This is a genomic window from Aeribacillus composti (assembly GCF_007827555.1).
In the GTDB taxonomy this organism is placed as follows: Bacteria; Bacillota; Bacilli; order Bacillales; family Aeribacillaceae; genus Aeribacillus; species Aeribacillus composti.
In genome coordinates this window covers 1-16,321 of record NZ_VISS01000003.1, presented here as the reverse complement: position 1 = coordinate 16,321, position 16,321 = coordinate 1, and the positions used below count along the sequence as shown (strand labels likewise).

Sequence of the window (16,321 nt, the reverse complement as noted above, 5' to 3'; positions counted from 1 at the left end):
ACAGAAGGAGACAAGGGAGGGAAAAACTTGCGGCGCGAACCACAAAATCGCATTAGTCCTAAAGCTGTTACTGTATGGAAGATCACTGCGGCTATTTGGAGCATCGTTGAGTTGCTGGTGATCATAGGCATATCCTTATTGATATTTTTTTTCAACTGGCCGAAATGGATTATTCCTATATTGGCAATTATTTGGTTGGTGTCTTCTATTTGTTCCATTTTCATTTTTCCAAATATTCGGTTGAAAATATGGCGATATGAAGTTCATGAGAATGAACTGGATTTGCAGCATGGATTGTTTACAGTTACCCGTGTGCTTGTTCCAATGGTGAGAGTTCAGCATGTAGATACCTCACAAGGACCGATTTTAAGAAAATATAACTTGGCGACTGTAACTATTTCCACTGCAGCAACGGTTCACGAGATTCCTGCCCTGGAAATGGAAGAAGCGGATCAGCTTCGCGATTATATCTCGAAATTGGCACGGGAGGCGAAGGATGATGTATGATCAGAAAAGATTGCATCCCGTAGCTGTTTTAGTGAAAATTGCGAAGGCGATTAAAGAAATTATAGTAACGAATATTTTCTTGTTTGTCACAAACATAGGAAACATCCGGTCGTTTTTATTGATCGGAACGATTCTAGCACTTATACTCACGATCATTTCCAGTGTGTTAAATTGGTTGAAATTTACTTATCGCATTGAAGAAAATGAATTTCGTGTTGAGCAGGGCGTTTTTTTAAAAAAAAATCGATATATACCGATTGAAAGAATTCAATCCATAAATGTAACCGCCGGTTTCATCCAGCGCCTCTTCGGTGTAGTGAAGCTTGAAATCGAAACAGCGGGCGGCATGGGCGAAGCAGAGGTTGAACTTAGCGCCATACGGAAAGAAGAGGCAGAACAGATTCGGACAATCATCAAGGAGCAAAAAAGACAAATAGCACAAGGAGAAGCAGAGCAAGACAAACTGGAAGAAGGAAGGGTTCTTTACAAAATAAGCTTTAACGAACTGCTTATTACTGCAGCAACTTCAAGCGGCTTAGGGGTTGCTCTGTCAATCGTAGCCTTTTTAAGCCAATTTGATGAAATTATTCCGTACGAAAAAATATTTGACAAGCTGGAATGGATTGTCCATGCAAGTGTGACGATGATTGTCATCTTATGTTTGATTGGTTTGATCATTGCGTGGATTATAAGCTTTATCGGGGTTTTACTCCAGTACGGAGATTTTACAGTTCGAGAAGAAGCCGGACAGATTATTATTTCAAGTGGCATTTTTGAAAAAAAACAGATTTCTATACCAATAGATCGTATTCAAGCAATTAAAGTAACAGAAAATTGGCTGCGCCAGCCTTTTGGATATGCAACTGTACATATTGAATCGGCGGGAGGCGGAAGTGACAAGGATGTCGAGACCATTTTGTTTCCGTTAATTCGGAAGAAACAAGTTAAAGAAAAGGTTGAAAGCTTTTTTCATTTGACGATAAACGAGACACTGCACCCGGTTCCGCGGCGTGCGCTGTCCAGATTTTTGCTCCGTATGCTGATTTTATCACTTCTCATAGCCGTCCCTTTATGCTTGTTTTTTAAACCATGGGGCTACTTATCACTTATTCTCATTCCTTTTGCACTGGTGCTCGGATATTTTCAATATAAAGATACAGGTTGGTATTTAAATGGAAAAGAATTGACGCTGTCTTTCCGCGTGTTGAATAAGACAACCGTCTTTTTCGAAAAAAAGCGGATTCAATCATTGGAATTGAAACAATCCTATTTTCAGAGACAAAAAGATCTGACTTCTGTTCAGTGCAGTATTATTTCCAAGTCTACTGGAAGCTTTTTTGCTGTTAAAAACCTCGAGGAAAAGGACGGAATGGGAATTTATAAATGGTTTTCAAGAAGAAGTGAAGGACAAGTTTAGAAGCTCCCATCTCTCATGTGGATGGGAGTGATTTAAATTTTTACAACACATATAAAATAGCCGCAAGTATAAAAACGAAAACAAAAATCCATATCGACCATTTTTTGAAAAATAATTTCATTCCTTCCTGCCGAACCGGTTGATGATAATACGTATAATGAATGAAGCTTGGTTTTTTGCGGACAAACACTTTACCTAGCAAAAATCCAGCCAGAAGTCCTGTTACATGTGCAACTACATTGATATGGGCATCAATAAAGGACAGTACGAGAGCTATGGCTGTAACCGTTAAGATCATTTGAGAGTTTTTTTGATCCATATATTCCTTTCGGAAAAAACAGATGAACATGTACGTGCCCAAAATGCCAAAAATCGCCCCTGAAGCTCCTGCATGAGAATAATCCATTGGCATGATCAAATAGGTTGCAATGTTGGCTATAATGCCTGATGCACTGTAAATGACCAGAAAATAAATTGACTTTACCATTCGTTCCAGCGGCGGGGCAAAAATAATAAGTGTGATTGTATTAAACAAAAGATGGGAAAAGCTAGTATGCAAAAAAATTGGTGTAATGAGCCGCCACCATTCCCCTGAATGAACCCCTGCATTGTATCCGGTTAAAAAAGAAAATAGAAGCGTAAAAATTGGGAAAGAAAGTTTCATCATAATCCATAACACAACATGTATGCAGCTTATGATCGTGACAGCAGGATAAAGGCGAATAAAAGTGTGAAGGCTTTCTGTTCTGCGAAACATGTGAATTCTCCTTTTCAACAGGACAAGTATTCTATAATCATTTGTATGATTTTCAATTTATAAATAGTACAGTAGAAAATTAAAGGGATGTGATGGTGTGATCGTTGGGATTGGACTTGATATCGTTGAAATGGACAGGATGAAAGATATTATGGAGCGGAGATCCAACATTATTGACAGAATCTTATCGTTTCGCGAAAAGGAAATCTTTAATAAATTGCGGGATTCAAGACAATTGGAGTTTTTGGCAGGCAGATTTGCCGCTAAAGAAGCATTTAGCAAAGCATTAGGGACAGGAATCGGAAAGACAGTGGGCTTTTTAGATATTGAAATTTTACATGATGAAAAAGGGAAACCGATCATTGTGCAAAATATTACATCAGACCGGGTGTTTGTGACAATCACTCATTCAAAAAATTTTGCTGCTGCACAAGTAATCATTGAAAGCCTGTCAAGCTAGTCTGCATATTTGCTGACCTTGCCTCATATAGTTGTAATGCGGTAGGGGAGACAAGTCAGAAATTGTTCACTGACTCTTCAAAACTTCCTAGTGACGCTAATTGAGGCAAAGGGGTTGAAAAATTTGACGAGAGGCGTAAAGCTCGTGATTGTCTGTCTGCTTTTTGTGGGATTAATATCTGCATGTGGCGTAAAATCAAAAGAAGACGTTTCAAGTGCATTGAACAAAAAAATTGAAGAATTAAAAGGCTATAAGGTGAACGCCAAAATGACGATCAAAACAGCGGAAGAGCCGCATGTGTATGAAGTGGAAATTTGGCACAAAAAGCCCCATTATTATCGAGTGCTATTAAAAAATGATGACAGGGATCAAAGCCAGATTATTTTAAGAAATGATGATGGGGTATTTGTTCTGACTCCTGCTTTGAACAAAAGCTTCCGTTTCCAAAGCAATTGGCCGCAAAATTCGAGTCAAGCTTACCTGTATGAATCGCTTGTCCAAGATATATTGAAGGATAAAGAAGCGAAATTTGAAGTCGGGGAAAAGAACTATGTATTTGAAACAAAAACCAATTATCAAAACAATCAAATGCTCCCATACCAAAAAATTGCATTTCATAAGAAAAATTTGACACCTTCATATGTGAAAGTGATGGATGTTGATCGGAATGCGCTTGTTTCTGTTGAATTTTCCAATTTTGAATCGAATCCAAAATTTGATAAAAATGCCTTTGAAATAGAAAAAACGATGTCCAATGCCCAAGTGGATATTCCTGTTTTGGCTCAATCAGCGAACAAACAATTTGCTGTTCTTTATCCGCTTAAGGAAGACTTGCCGGAAGGTGTCGATCTCGTCCAAGAAAAAGAGCTGAATACAGATAGCGGAAAACGAGTAGTATTAACTTACGGAGGCGAAAAATCATTTACTCTTATTGAGGAGCTTGCGGAAGTTTCACCAGTTACCTCTTCAGAATTTGTCAGCGGAGAGCTGGTCGACTTAGGGTTTGCAGTTGGAGCGCTGACCGACAATTCTTTAACATGGACATATAATGGTGTGGATTATATGCTCGCTTCAAACGAACTGACGCAAGAAGAAATGATTGCAGTTGCTCGTTCTGTACAAAGCCAATCAGGGAAGTAGTAAAATTGAGCGGCAAAAGAAACGATCTTCTGCCGCCTTTTTTATGTACTATTGTTTAAAAAGAAACAGTGATATAAAATAAACAAAACGATATCGTTGGAGATGAAATTAAGATGCAGAACTATTTCCGAGATACATGGGCAGAAATTAATTTAGATCATATTGAAGCGAACATTCATGGATTAAAGGAACATTTGCCGAATGAAACTGAAATTATTGCTGTTGTGAAAGCTAATGCTTATGGTCATGGAGATGTGGAAGTTGCCCAAGCAGCATTGTCAGCAGGTGCTGCTAAATTAGCAGTCGCTTTTCTAGATGAAGCATTGAAATTGAGACAAGCAGGAATAAAGGCCCCTATCCTCGTTTTAGGAGCGGTAAGACCAGAAGATGTTACAGTTGCAGGAGAAAATGGGATAAGTGTGACTGCCTATTCAGCTGAATGGCTGGAAAGTGCTGGGAAATATTTAGGGAAAACATCAGTCAACATCCACTTGAAATTAGACACAGGTATGGGACGGATCGGAATAAGAGATAAAAAAGAACTCGAACAAGCCATTTCGCTCATAAAGGGACAGCAGTTATGTCGATTAGAAGGTATATTCACTCATTTTGCCACAGCAGACGAACACGATACAGCATATTTTGAACAGCAATATGAACGTTTCCTGGAATTATTGCAAATCGTGGATACAGACGGTTTGATTATTCATTGTGCTAACAGTGCTGCGACTCTTCGCTTTCCAACAAAAACTTTTAATGCGGTTCGCTTTGGCATTTCCATGTATGGTTTGGCGCCATCGGAATTTATCAAAAGCACGCTGCCTTTTCCGTTATATGAAGCCTTTTCTTTACACTCAAAGATTGTTCATATTAAAAAAATAAAAAAAGGGGAAAAAGTAAGTTACGGAGCAACATACGCAGCGAAAGAGGAGGAATGGATTGGTACGGTTCCAATCGGTTATGCTGATGGATGGATTCGAAAATTGACTGGTTCGGAAGTTCTTGTCGATGGAAGGCGCGTTCCTATTATCGGGCGCATTTGCATGGATCAACTGATGATTAAGCTTCCGGAAAAAAAACCTGTCGGGACAAAAGTGACACTTATCGGTTCACAAGGCAATGACATGATTTCAGTTGATGAAGTGGCCAAACGGCTGGAAACGATTAATTATGAAATTCCATGCATGATCAATTGGCGGGTTCCTCGGATTTATATAAGAAATGGAGGCAAAACAAACGTAAGAAATCCTCTGCTTACTGAAAAATGAAGAAACTTGAATAAAATATTCATATCAATGCCGATAATATTGAAGAAATTATTTGAAAAATGGCTTTGCTTCAACGAATATAAATGTTAATATTAATATTGGAATAAAATGATTTCGGCTTTGTAGGAACGGTGGAGGTGTATTTTGGTGTCTGAATCCAGCTCAACAACGGAAATTATTGTTCGATTGCCACAAGCACTTGTTTCTGAATTAGATGGAATCGTGAAACAGGAAAACGGAAACAGAAGTGAATTTATTTATCAAGCAATGAAAATGTATTTGAGAGAGCGTAAAAAACGCCAAATTCGGGAGTCAATGAGACGCGGTTATATGGAAATGGCGAAGATCAATCTAAATATTGCATCGGAGGCTTTTCTGGCAGAGTATGAGGCTGAACACACCGTTGAACGCTTAGTTAGCGGGGGGTAATCTTTTGATTGTTAAACGCGGCGACGTTTATTTTGCTGATTTATCCCCTGTAGTTGGTTCAGAGCAAGGCGGCGTTCGTCCAGTTTTAATTATCCAAAATGATATAGGGAATCGTTTTAGTCCAACGGTGATCGTAGCCGCTATTACAGCACAAATTCAAAAAGCAAAATTGCCGACTCATGTTGAAATTGATGCGAAAAAATATGGATTTGAACGGGATTCGGTCATTTTGCTTGAGCAGATTAGAACGATTGATAAACAACGGTTAACGGATAAAATTACCCATCTTGATGATGAAATGATGGATAAAGTGGACGATGCCTTACAAATCAGTTTAGGGCTGATCGATTTCTAATATTTTTTACGTATATTTCAACGATCTTTTCAAAAGGACTGCCTGCAGGTAGAATGTTTAAGATAAATAAGATTGAAAAAATGTCCACAGTTGCGAAACTGTGGTATTTTTGATTTTTGCGCAAAAATGAACAGACGTGCTGACAAGCTGCATTCGCTTTTTTAAACGACGAAGCATTTAAAAACAGCATCTTCCATAGTCGAGAAGCGAAAGGAAGATTTGCCGCGTTCCCTTTATAAAATAGCTGTAAGCAATGAATGCGACAGCTTAGCAGATATTGTGGAAGAAAAATGATAAAAACGGGAACATATCTATAATTTTTTTTTATTTTTCTATAAAAGTTGAAAAGGCAAAGTTTTTGAAAGGAGACATGCAACATGTCACTGAAAATTTCTGGAATAGTTGAATTTATCCGAATGCATCGAGACGAGATTATGAAGGATTGGATTGATCGCTTCAACAAGGCTGATGCCCAATCAATTTCCGCTGAGTCTGATCAAATTGATCAAGCAATTGCTGCAGAATATGTGAATATTCTCATCGAATGGAGCAAAAACAAAGAAGATGAATTTTCCAGAAAAATTCATGAATTTTCAAAACGGATTGTCCAGCTTGACTGGCCAATGGACAAAATTGCTCAATGCTTACATACTTTTGAAAAAATATTATTTGCTAAATTGCTTGAGAAACAAATACCGGGTGATCCGCTTGAATTATTATCGGAGATAGAGAAAGTTACCTCACCGGTTAATCGGGAAGTATTTCTGCAATATACCTCTTCATATGAAAGAACCATTAATCTCCAAAAAATGGCTCTGCAAGAATTGTCTGCGCCGTTGATTCCGGTTTTTGATAGCATCACTGTTATGCCATTGATTGGAACGATTGATACGGACCGTGCCAAAAGAATTATGGAAAATTTATTAAAAGGGGTCGTTAAATATCGTTCTGAAGTGGTGCTGATTGATATAACCGGTGTGCCTGTTGTGGATACGATGGTAGCCCATCACATTATACAAGCTGCAGAAGCAGTTCGTCTTGTAGGAGCAAAAAGCTTGCTTGTCGGCATTCGCCCTGAAATTGCGCAAACGATAGTGAATCTAGGCATTGATTTAAGTCAAATTACGACGAAAAATACCCTTCAAAAAGGCATCGAAGCTGCGCTTGAAATGACCAATCGAAAAATTGTTTCAATGGGTGAACGCAGATGATGAAAACGTCAAAAATACCTATTTTAAAACTGTATAATAATCTATTAATTTCAATACAGTGGGAGCTGGACGACAAAACAGCGATGCAATTTCAGGAAGATTTATTAAAGAAAATTCATGAAACAGGAGCAACAGGTGTTGTCATTGATTTAACTTCGGTTGATGTCATTGATTCATTTATCGCCAAGATTTTAGGGGACTGTGTCAACATGTCTAAGTTAATGGGGGCGACGGTCGTATTGACAGGTATTCAGCCTGCAGTGGCTATTACGCTGATCGAATTAGGCATTGAACTGGAAGATATTCATACTGCGCTTGACTTGGAAAAAGGGCTGGAATTGCTTAAGGAGCTGGAGGATTAGAATGGATGGCCAATCCTGTGTAATGATTATGAACGAATGGGATATTGTGGCTGCCCGCCAATTGGGTCGTCATGCTGCGAAAGAACTTGGATTCGGCGCAGTGGACCAAGCCCGGATTACCACCGCAATATCAGAATTAGCAAGGAACATTTATCATTATGCAAATGGTGGGAAAATTTACATCGACAAAATTGAAGAAAAAGAAAAAAAAGGAATTAAAATTACCGCCTCTGATCATGGGCCGGGAATTCCTGATATTCGCAAGGCAATGGAGGATGGATTTACGACGTCAGGAGGACTTGGGGCTGGATTGCCTGGTGTTAAGCGCTTAATGGACGAATTTTATATCGACTCAAAGACAGGCGAAGGGACCGTTGTACAAGTGGTGAAATGGCTTCGTTAGGAGGATTTTATGGCGTTTGATGATGATATTCAAATGAAATATAAAGAGATGTTAGCAAATTACATTCAAGAACTGACCGAACAAGCTTTATATGAAGGGCAGCGCTTCAGTTGGAAAGCAATTGAACATAAAATACCGCCTGAGGAAATCATCAACATCCATTTAAAAGTTTTAAAAGAATTATTTCCAGACATACCAAAAAAGATTTTAGATTCCTTTGACTTTTTATTGGAGGTAATGGTTGGTTATGGTCTGGCTTATCAAGAACATCAATTTTTGAGGGGCAGGCAGCTTGAGCTGAAATCCGAAATTGAAATTGCAGCAAACGTACAGCAGGCACTGCTGCAAACAAATATTCCAAAAGTCGAAGAATTGGACATAGGGGTCATCAGCGTTCCTGCCAAAATTATGAACGGAGATTATTACCAGTTTGCAGAACATGAAAACACAATGAGCGTTGCGATTGCGGATGTCATAGGCAAAGGCATACCTGCAGCATTGTGTATATCAATGATTAAATATGCGATGGACAGCCTCCTGGAATCAAGGCAAAATCCGAGTTACATATTAGAAAATTTAAATAGAGTTGTTGAACAAAACATCGATGTCAATATGTTTATTACCATGTTTTTTGGTAAGTACGATTTTCGGACGAATAAGATTACATATGCATCTGCAGGACATGAACCGGGCTTTTATTATTGCGCCAGCGAGGATCACTTTTATGACCTTCAATCAAAAGGGCTTGTTTTAGGTGTTGACCGGCAAGTGAAATATGAGCAATATGAATTAAATCTTTTCCAAAACGATATGATTATTCTTTTGTCAGATGGAGTAACTGAAACAAGAACGAAGGAAGGATTTATTGATAGAGCTGCAGTGACGAGCGCCATCCGAGCTCATTTACATTTGCCTGCTCAGCAAATAGTAGAAAATATTTATAAAGATTTTGAGAAAATGCAAGGTTTTCAATTGCGGGATGATTTCACCTTAATCATTATGAAAAAAAATGTTTAAACGGCTTCGAAAAAGGGTATAAGTGAATGGATGATTTTGTCTTTTATGAGGGGGATCAGAATGAATCTTGAAATTGATATTAAAAGGGAAAAAAAGGTTTCGTATGTGCATCTAAAAGGAGAGATTGATGCCTATACTGCGCCAGCGCTAAAAAATAAACTTGCGCCCATTTCTGAGGAAAGCGAACCTTTTATTGAAGTCAACCTAAAAGATGTTGAATATATGGACTCAACCGGATTAGGAGTTTTTGTCGGATTGTTGAAAACGGTCAGAAAACAAGGCGGAAAGCTGAAATTGACAAATTTGTCGCCGCGGCTGGAGCGCTTATTTCATATTACCGGTTTGGACAGCATCATCGAGATTTCAAGAAAAGGTGAGGATTAATGGATAAATGTATTGATTACATTGAAATGAAAATACCTGCGAAAACTGAGTATATAGGGATTGTCAGATTGACTCTATCCGGTATCGCCAATAGAATGGGGTACACATATGATGACATTGAAGATTTAAAGATTGCCGTCAGTGAAGCGTGTTCAAATGCGGTGCAGCATGCCTACGGTCATAATGAAAACGGTGAAGTGAGAATCGGCTTCAGCTTGTTTGAAAATCGATTAGAGATCACTGTTTCAGACGATGGAAAAAATTTCGATTTATCAAAAATGAAAGAAAACACCGGGCCTTATTCTCCTTCCATGCCGATTGAAAAATTGAGCGAGGGCGGTTTAGGTTTGTTTCTAATTAAAACGCTAATGGATGAAGTGACAATCGATATGAACTCAGGAGTAACTGTCAAGATGTCCAAGCTTTTAAATGAGGAGCGAATGAGAAATGAACAAACCTCATGGTCAAAAACGAAGCAATAACGAAATCCATGAACTCATTCGTCAAGTTCAGGAAAATAAAGATGAAAAAGCACAAGAACAAATTATTGAACTTTATCAGCCAATTGTTGTTGCACTGGCAAAAAAGTACTCAAGTTCGAAAATGTATCAGGAGGATTTGGTACAGGTCGGGATGATCGGTTTATTGGGAGCGATTGATCGCTTCGACCCAACAGTTGGGAAATCATTTGATGCGTTTGTTGTTCCAACGATTATTGGAGAAATCAAACGCTATCTTCGGGATAAAACGTGGAGCGTCCATGTGCCCCGCAGAATGAAAGAACTTGGACCAAAAATAAATGCAGCGGTGGAGCAGTTGACGAGTCAGCTGGAGCGCTCTCCGAAGGTCAAGGAAATAGCAGAATATTTAGGAGCAGCTGAGGAAGAAGTTTTGGAAGCTATGGAAATGGTCAAAAACTATCATACGCTTTCTGTTGATCACTCAATAGAAGCTGGACCGGATGGAACCGCGGTCACCATTTTAGATCTTGTCGGACAAAAAGACGAGGGCTTTGAACGCATTCTTCAAAAACTGACTATTGAAAACATTATGCACGTTTTAACTGAGAGAGAAAAAGAAATTATTCTACATTCTTTTTATCATAACCGCAGTCAAAAAGAAATAGGTGAAATTTTAGGTATCTCCCAAATGCATGTTTCCAGACTATTGCGCCAAGCATTAAAAAAATTAAAAAAAGCTGTTCACGCTGATCCAATGGAGATAGGGCAATGATTCAATATCAAGAAACTGAACATATTCAATTTTTGACATGTCAGGTTGGAAAAGTAGGCAGTGCTTATTGTGGAGACAGTTTTTTCACCTGTACGGACGAGCATAGATTTGTTTGTGTTGTCGCAGATGGGTTGGGAAGTGGACAAGCTGCGCGTGAATCATCTGAAATCATATGCCAAACGGTGAAGCAATACCAGCAGGAAACTGTACATGAGATTTTTAAACAGTGCCATAAGAAATTAAAAGGTAAAAGAGGCGCGACAGCCGGAATATTAAAGGTGGATTTCGTAGACAAAACTATTACATACGGCTCGGTAGGAAACGTTCGTTTCATCTTATATTTGCCTTCTGGGGAATACATTTATCCAATTCCAACCGCTGGATATTTACCTGGTAAAATGAAGAAATATCGCATCCGCACTTTTTCATATGAAAAAGGGTCAAAATTTATTATTCACACTGATGGCCTTTATGCTTCAAACATTAAAACGGCGTTAAAAGATCATTCTTCTATTCACGAGATTGCGAAAGGCTTCAATAAATTTCTTTCCGATCGGACAGATGATTTAACTTATATAATCGGGCAGCTTTTTTAATTGTTGGGACAATCGGATGGATAACGGTTGTCTTTTTATGTTGAAAAAATTTTTGATAAAATGTTTATGTAGATGGAAACAGTAGTGGAGGCTAAAGAATGTTAAATAATGAGAAAATTTTTCAAATGTTAAGCAGCGAATTATCAATATCCACCAAACAAATTCAAAATGTCATTGCATTGCTTGAAGACGGCAACACCGTTCCTTTTATTGCGCGGTACAGAAAAGAACAAACAGGCGCTTTAAATGAAGTGGAAATACGAAACATTAGTGAACGCTGGCAATACATACAAAACCTTGAAAAAAGAAAAGAAGAAGTTATTCGGTTAATTGAGGAACAAGGAAAACTAACAGAATCTTTGCGAAATGAAATACTGGCGGCTGAAAAATTGCAGCAAGTTGAAGACTTGTATCGGCCATACCGGCAAAAAAGAAGAACGAAAGCAACGATTGCAAAAGAAAGAGGGCTTGAGCCTTTAGCCAAATGGATATATTCCTTGCCGCTAGCGGGATCGATTGAAGAAGAAGCCGAAAAATACATCAATGAAGAGAAAGAAATCCATACGGTTGAAGATGCTCTCTCTGGTGCAAAAGATATTATTGCAGAATGGATTTCAGACGATCCGAATTATCGGCAATGGATAAGGGAGCAAACGTTGAAAGAAGGTATGGTCGTCTCAACGTGTAAAGACGAAGAAAAAGATGAGAAAAAAGTATTCGAAATGTATTACCAATATGAAGAACCGATCAGAAAAATCGTTCCCCATCGTGTTTTGGCGTTAAACAGAGGGGAGAAGGAAGGGATTTTAAGGGTGGCAATCGAGCCGCCGACAGAACAAATAGTAGCCTATTTGAAGAAAAAAATTGTTTCGGATCAAAGGACAATTGCTGCTGATATTTTAATTGAAACGTTGGAGGATGCGTATAGACGGCTCATACAGCCTTCGATTGAGCGGGAGATTAGAAAAGAATTGACTGAAAAAGCTGAAGATCAGGCCATTCGTGTTTTTTCCGAAAATTTAAGAAAACTGCTCCTTCAACCTCCATTAAAAGGAACGATCGTTTTAGGAATCGACCCGGCTTACCGTACAGGATGCAAGCTTGCGGCAGTCGATGAAACTGGAAAAGTTCTTTATATTGATGTGATTTATCCTCATCCGCCAAAAAATGAAATAGAAAAATCAAAACAAAAGCTGATCGATATTATTCAACGCTTCCAAATTGAAGTAATCGCTATCGGCAATGGAACAGCTTCAAGAGAAACAGAACAATTTGTTGCAGATGTAATAAAAGAATTAAAAGAAGATATTTATTATTTAATTGTTAACGAGGCGGGAGCAAGTGTTTATTCAGCTTCTGATTTAGCCCGGGAAGAGTTCCCAGATCTTGAAGTCGAAGAACGCAGCGCAGTATCCATTGCTAGAAGGCTTCAAGATCCGCTTGCTGAATTGGTGAAAATTGATCCTAAATCAATCGGTGTTGGTCAATACCAGCATGATGTATCCCAAAAGAAATTGCATGACTCTTTAACGTTTGTTGTGGAAACAGTTGTCAACCAAGTCGGTGTCAACGTAAATACTGCTTCGCCGTCTCTGTTGCAATACGTATCTGGATTATCAAAAACAGTGGCTCATAATATTGTGAAACGAAGAGAAGAAATTGGAAAATTTGTGAATCGCAACGATTTAAAATCCATCCCACGGCTTGGGGAGAAAACGTATGAGCAATGTATCGGCTTTTTAAGAATATTGGACGGCGACGATCCGCTTGACAGGACGAGCATTCATCCTGAAAGCTATGAAGACGCTAGAAAACTGCTGTCAAGCCTTTCATTGACAGTCGATGATATCGGTACAGAACTGTTGAAAGATAAAATCAGATCGCTGAATATTCAAGAAACTTCAAAAGCCTTGCATATTGGCGAATATACTTTGAAGGATATATGCGATGCTTTAATGAGACCGGAGCGCGATCCTCGTGATGAAGTTCCAAAACCTCTTTTGAAAAAAGATGTGCTGCAGCTTGAAGACTTGAAAGAAGGAATGGAGCTGCAAGGAACGGTTCGAAACGTAGTAGACTTTGGTGTATTTGTTGATATCGGCGTTAAACAGGATGGACTTGTGCACATTTCAAAATTAAGCAAACAATATGTAAAGCATCCTTTGGACGTTGTTTCGGTTGGGGACATCGTGACAGTCTGGGTGGAAAAAGTTGATGTTGATAAAGGAAGAGTCGCTTTAACAATGGTTAAATAAATAACAACAGAAATCACGGCTGTCGGCAAAGTCGACAGCTGATTTTTTATCAACCTTATATTGCATGCTGATGGAAGCAAACAACTATCTATCAACCAAAAATTTTGAAAAAAAGTTAGTCTATTCTTTGAGAGCTGTTGAATTATGAGCAATGCTTTTTTCTATAGAAATACCAGCATTGATTTAATAACTTGATTTGATAAACGTTTTTTTCATAATATGCTTTCTTCATTTGATTTATAAGCCAATTCGGCATTGGTTAATACCTCCTTGGATGTATTGTTCTTTTTGGCTTGCCATTTTATGGTCAAGAAAAAAAGCATATGCTAAAATAAAATATGTGAGTCCGATTAGATGTAGTAATATTTATTGTATGCGTTAAGTTGTTGTCCTGTTCAACATGTTTTTAAAGTAGGTGCAGTACATTGAATGATGACCAGCTTCAAAAACTTGTGGAGCAAATTTCACTATCCTTTTTTGGGAAAAAATTTGTTCACAAAGCGTATTTTAATCACCGTCTTCGAACAACAGGCGGAAGATATTTATTAAACAGCCATGATATTGAAGTGAATAAAAAATATTATGAACAATACGGAATGGACGAATTAATAGGGATTATTAAGCATGAACTTTGCCACTACCATCTTCATATCGAAGGAAAAGGTTTTCGGCATCGGGACTCTGACTTTAAAATGCTTTTAAAAAAAGTAGGTGCACCTAGATTTTGCACACCATTAAGAGAAAAAAATAAAAATAATATTATTTATATTTATAAATGCCTATCATGTATGAGCACTTTTATTCGCCGTAGAAAAATGAACCCAGAACGATATTTATGCGGAAAGTGCGGAGGAAAAATTCAATTTTATAAAAATAATGGTTGACGAAAAGGAGAAAGATATGATAAAGTATAAAAGCCGTCGCTAATTGGATGGCAGCGAAAAACAATATATAACGAACTGTTGACAAAATTATAAATGCTCATTACAATGGTTACAGTCGTCAATTTTTTTCTTCATTCCGCAGTAGCTCAGTGGTAGAGCATTCGGCTGTTAACCGAACGGTCGCAGGTTCGAATCCTGCCTGCGGAGCCAATTTGGAGAAGTACCCAAGTGGCTGAAGGGGCTCCCCTGCTAAGGGAGTAGGTCGTGTAAGCGGCGCGAGGGTTCAAATCCCTCCTTCTCCGCCATGAAAAATGGCCCGTTGGTCAAGTGGTTAAGACACCGCCCTTTCACGGCGGTAACACGGGTTCGAATCCCGTACGGGTCATTCATATTCGCTGAAATAGGAAGTTGAAAAACTTCCTATTTCTAACTTTAAAAAATCCAAACCAAAAAGTCTTTACATAGCGTTCAAAAAATGTTACAATAAATTTTGTGACTTTTTGATGGGCTATAGCCAAGCGGTAAGGCAACGGACTTTGACTCCGTGATGCGCTGGTTCGAATCCAGCTAGCCCAGCCACTTATTATAAAAATAATAAGAGCCATTAGCTCAGTCGGTAGAGCAACGAGCAAGGCTTCGTTGAATAAGCAGCGAGTTGTCCCGACGCATCCAGCACCTTGAGAAAGCTGGAAGAGGAAGGGACATCTGACCGACTTTAAAACAGATTAGAAGAAATTACTTTTTATGAGCCATTAGCTCAGTCGGTAGAGCATCTGACTTTTAATCAGAGGGTCGGAGGTTCGAATCCTCCATGGCTCACCATTTAATGCGGGTGTGGCGGAATTGGCAGACGCACTAGACTTAGGATCTAGCGCCTTACGGCGTGGGGGTTCAAGTCCCTCCACCCGCATATTCGCGGTAGTGGCGGAATGGCAGACGCGCTAGGTTGAGGGCCTAGTGGGGGCGACCCCGTGGAGGTTCGAGTCCTCTCTACCGCACCAAAAAAGTGTTGACATCATATTTTAAGTGAGTTACAATAAAAAACCTGTGGAATGCGCCCGTAGCTCAATTGGATAGAGCGTTTGACTACGGATCAAAAGGTTAGGGGTTCGACTCCTCTCGGGCGCGCCATATACGGGAAGTAGCTCAGCTTGGTAGAGCACATGGTTTGGGACCATGGGGTCGCAGGTTCGAATCCTGTCTTCCCGATTTTGATCAATATAGGCTTAAAAGCAAAATTGCATGAATAAATTAAGATATGTGGGTGTAGTTTAGTGGTAAAACCTCAGCCACGAGCGACACTTCAATGAATAATCTGCGAGTTGCCTCGACGCATTTACATCCTCGAACAATGCTGGAAGAGGAAGAGGCATGGAAAATGCGTGTTTATCATCTAAATAGAAAAAAAACAAATATTTTCGCGCGGGTGTAGTTTAGTGGTAAAACCTCAGCCTTCCAAGCTGATGTCGTGGGTTCGATTCCCATCACCCGCTCCAAAATGATCCTTGAAAACTGAACAAAACGAAAAGCGTGCCTGTTGATTCTGACAAGAGCATTTGGTGACAAACTTTTTTTGGAGAGTTTGATCCTGGCTCAGGACGAACGCTGGCGGCGTGCCTAATACATGCAAGTCGAGCGGACCG

The 16,321-nt window shown here is 39.1% G+C and carries 18 protein-coding genes, 10 tRNA genes, 1 rRNA gene and 1 pseudogene; 28 read left to right on the top strand and 2 right to left on the bottom strand.

Annotated features, from left to right (window positions below; all coding sequences use genetic code 11):
• The first annotated feature begins 27 nt into the window (after positions 1 to 27).
• Complete coding sequence (locus FB379_RS02230) at positions 28 to 507, top strand: PH domain-containing protein (RefSeq protein ID WP_063388223.1); 480 nt, start codon at positions 28 to 30, stop codon at positions 505 to 507.
• Complete coding sequence (locus FB379_RS02225; protein ID WP_066247079.1) at positions 497 to 1,924, top strand: PH domain-containing protein; 1,428 nt, start codon at positions 497 to 499, stop codon at positions 1,922 to 1,924. The genes FB379_RS02230 and FB379_RS02225 overlap by 11 nt, the downstream gene beginning before the upstream one ends.
• A gap of 172 nt (positions 1,925 to 2,096) precedes the next feature.
• On the opposite strand, the pseudogene FB379_RS02220 reads toward FB379_RS02225, so the two are convergent.
• Positions 2,097 to 2,681 (bottom strand): annotated as a pseudogene (locus tag FB379_RS02220) (rhomboid family intramembrane serine protease); the annotation flags it as partial.
• A 97-nt stretch (positions 2,682 to 2,778) separates the two neighbouring features.
• Here FB379_RS02220 and acpS point away from each other — a divergent pair.
• From acpS to FB379_RS02150, 14 genes are all read left to right on the top strand, one after another.
• A complete protein-coding gene (gene acpS / locus FB379_RS02215; protein WP_063388226.1) occupies positions 2,779 to 3,141 on the top strand; it encodes a holo-ACP synthase in 363 nt (120 codons plus the stop codon).
• A 123-nt stretch (positions 3,142 to 3,264) separates the two neighbouring features.
• Positions 3,265 to 4,281: a LolA family protein gene (locus FB379_RS18545; protein WP_165381955.1), complete on the top strand. Its 1,017-nt coding sequence runs from the start codon at positions 3,265 to 3,267 to the stop codon at positions 4,279 to 4,281.
• Between the two features lie 113 nt (positions 4,282 to 4,394).
• Complete coding sequence (gene alr, locus FB379_RS02205) at positions 4,395 to 5,549, top strand: alanine racemase (protein WP_144596845.1); 1,155 nt, start codon at positions 4,395 to 4,397, stop codon at positions 5,547 to 5,549.
• A gap of 147 nt (positions 5,550 to 5,696) precedes the next feature.
• Positions 5,697 to 5,978: a CopG family ribbon-helix-helix protein gene (locus tag FB379_RS02200; RefSeq protein WP_063388229.1), complete on the top strand. Its 282-nt coding sequence runs from the start codon at positions 5,697 to 5,699 to the stop codon at positions 5,976 to 5,978.
• Between the two features lie 4 nt (positions 5,979 to 5,982).
• Positions 5,983 to 6,333, top strand: a complete 351-nt coding sequence (ndoA, locus tag FB379_RS02195; protein WP_063388230.1) for a type II toxin-antitoxin system endoribonuclease NdoA — start codon at positions 5,983 to 5,985, stop codon at positions 6,331 to 6,333.
• Between the two features lie 377 nt (positions 6,334 to 6,710).
• Positions 6,711 to 7,544 (top strand): STAS domain-containing protein, encoded by an 834-nt coding sequence (locus tag FB379_RS02190; RefSeq protein WP_144596843.1) that lies wholly within the window; start codon positions 6,711 to 6,713, stop codon positions 7,542 to 7,544.
• The gene (locus tag FB379_RS02185; RefSeq protein WP_063388242.1) at positions 7,544 to 7,906 is read left to right on the top strand and encodes an STAS domain-containing protein; all 363 of its coding nucleotides are present in this window, start codon (positions 7,544 to 7,546) and stop codon (positions 7,904 to 7,906) included. The genes FB379_RS02190 and FB379_RS02185 overlap by 1 nt, the downstream gene beginning before the upstream one ends.
• A 1-nt stretch (position 7,907) precedes the next feature.
• Positions 7,908 to 8,309, top strand: a complete 402-nt coding sequence (locus tag FB379_RS02180) for an anti-sigma regulatory factor (protein WP_063388232.1) — start codon at positions 7,908 to 7,910, stop codon at positions 8,307 to 8,309.
• A gap of 9 nt (positions 8,310 to 8,318) precedes the next feature.
• Entirely contained in the window at positions 8,319 to 9,326 is a 1,008-nt protein-coding gene (locus FB379_RS02175) for a PP2C family protein-serine/threonine phosphatase (protein ID WP_066247065.1), read from the top strand.
• A 60-nt stretch (positions 9,327 to 9,386) separates the two neighbouring features.
• The gene (locus tag FB379_RS02170) at positions 9,387 to 9,710 is read left to right on the top strand and encodes an anti-sigma factor antagonist (RefSeq protein ID WP_063388234.1); all 324 of its coding nucleotides are present in this window, start codon (positions 9,387 to 9,389) and stop codon (positions 9,708 to 9,710) included.
• Positions 9,710 to 10,192: an anti-sigma B factor RsbW gene (gene rsbW, locus FB379_RS02165; protein ID WP_144596841.1), complete on the top strand. Its 483-nt coding sequence runs from the start codon at positions 9,710 to 9,712 to the stop codon at positions 10,190 to 10,192. Before FB379_RS02170 ends, rsbW begins: the two co-directional genes overlap by 1 nt.
• Complete coding sequence (gene sigB, locus FB379_RS02160; protein WP_063388236.1) at positions 10,158 to 10,943, top strand: RNA polymerase sigma factor SigB; 786 nt, start codon at positions 10,158 to 10,160, stop codon at positions 10,941 to 10,943. Before rsbW ends, sigB begins: the two co-directional genes overlap by 35 nt.
• Positions 10,940 to 11,539: a PP2C family serine/threonine-protein phosphatase gene (locus FB379_RS02155; RefSeq protein WP_066247059.1), complete on the top strand. Its 600-nt coding sequence runs from the start codon at positions 10,940 to 10,942 to the stop codon at positions 11,537 to 11,539. Before sigB ends, FB379_RS02155 begins: the two co-directional genes overlap by 4 nt.
• Before the next feature lie 98 nt (positions 11,540 to 11,637).
• Positions 11,638 to 13,794 carry a Tex family protein gene (locus tag FB379_RS02150; RefSeq protein ID WP_144596839.1) on the top strand — a complete coding sequence of 719 codons (2,157 nt, stop codon included), beginning with the start codon at positions 11,638 to 11,640 and terminating at the stop codon, positions 13,792 to 13,794.
• Between the two features lie 142 nt (positions 13,795 to 13,936).
• Here FB379_RS02150 and cmpA read toward each other — a convergent pair whose 3' ends face one another.
• Complete coding sequence (gene cmpA, locus FB379_RS02145; RefSeq protein ID WP_094245000.1) at positions 13,937 to 14,050, bottom strand: cortex morphogenetic protein CmpA; 114 nt, start codon at positions 14,048 to 14,050, stop codon at positions 13,937 to 13,939.
• Positions 14,051 to 14,219: 169 nt separating this feature from the next.
• Here cmpA and FB379_RS02140 point away from each other — a divergent pair, with 169 nt between their 5' ends.
• The 12 genes from FB379_RS02140 to FB379_RS02085 form a co-directional block, all read left to right on the top strand.
• Positions 14,220 to 14,678 carry a SprT family protein gene (locus FB379_RS02140; RefSeq protein WP_063388239.1) on the top strand — a complete coding sequence of 153 codons (459 nt, stop codon included), beginning with the start codon at positions 14,220 to 14,222 and terminating at the stop codon, positions 14,676 to 14,678.
• A gap of 135 nt (positions 14,679 to 14,813) precedes the next feature.
• Positions 14,814 to 14,888: transfer RNA gene (locus FB379_RS02135), tRNA-Asn, on the top strand.
• Between the two features lie 4 nt (positions 14,889 to 14,892).
• Positions 14,893 to 14,983, top strand: a tRNA-Ser gene (locus tag FB379_RS02130).
• An 8-nt stretch (positions 14,984 to 14,991) separates the two neighbouring features.
• Positions 14,992 to 15,063 (top strand) — tRNA-Glu (locus tag FB379_RS02125).
• Positions 15,064 to 15,182: 119 nt separating this feature from the next.
• Positions 15,183 to 15,257: transfer RNA gene (locus tag FB379_RS02120), tRNA-Gln, on the top strand.
• 167 nt (positions 15,258 to 15,424) lie between these two features.
• Positions 15,425 to 15,500, top strand: a tRNA-Lys gene (locus tag FB379_RS02115).
• A gap of 6 nt (positions 15,501 to 15,506) precedes the next feature.
• Positions 15,507 to 15,588: transfer RNA gene (locus FB379_RS02110), tRNA-Leu, on the top strand.
• Positions 15,589 to 15,593: 5 nt separating this feature from the next.
• Positions 15,594 to 15,679, top strand: a tRNA-Leu gene (locus FB379_RS02105).
• Between the two features lie 53 nt (positions 15,680 to 15,732).
• Positions 15,733 to 15,809: transfer RNA gene (locus FB379_RS02100), tRNA-Arg, on the top strand.
• 4 nt (positions 15,810 to 15,813) lie between these two features.
• Positions 15,814 to 15,887 (top strand) — tRNA-Pro (locus tag FB379_RS02095).
• A 213-nt stretch (positions 15,888 to 16,100) separates the two neighbouring features.
• Positions 16,101 to 16,174: transfer RNA gene (locus FB379_RS02090), tRNA-Gly, on the top strand.
• A gap of 74 nt (positions 16,175 to 16,248) precedes the next feature.
• Positions 16,249 to 16,321 (top strand): 16S ribosomal RNA (locus FB379_RS02085); the annotation flags it as partial.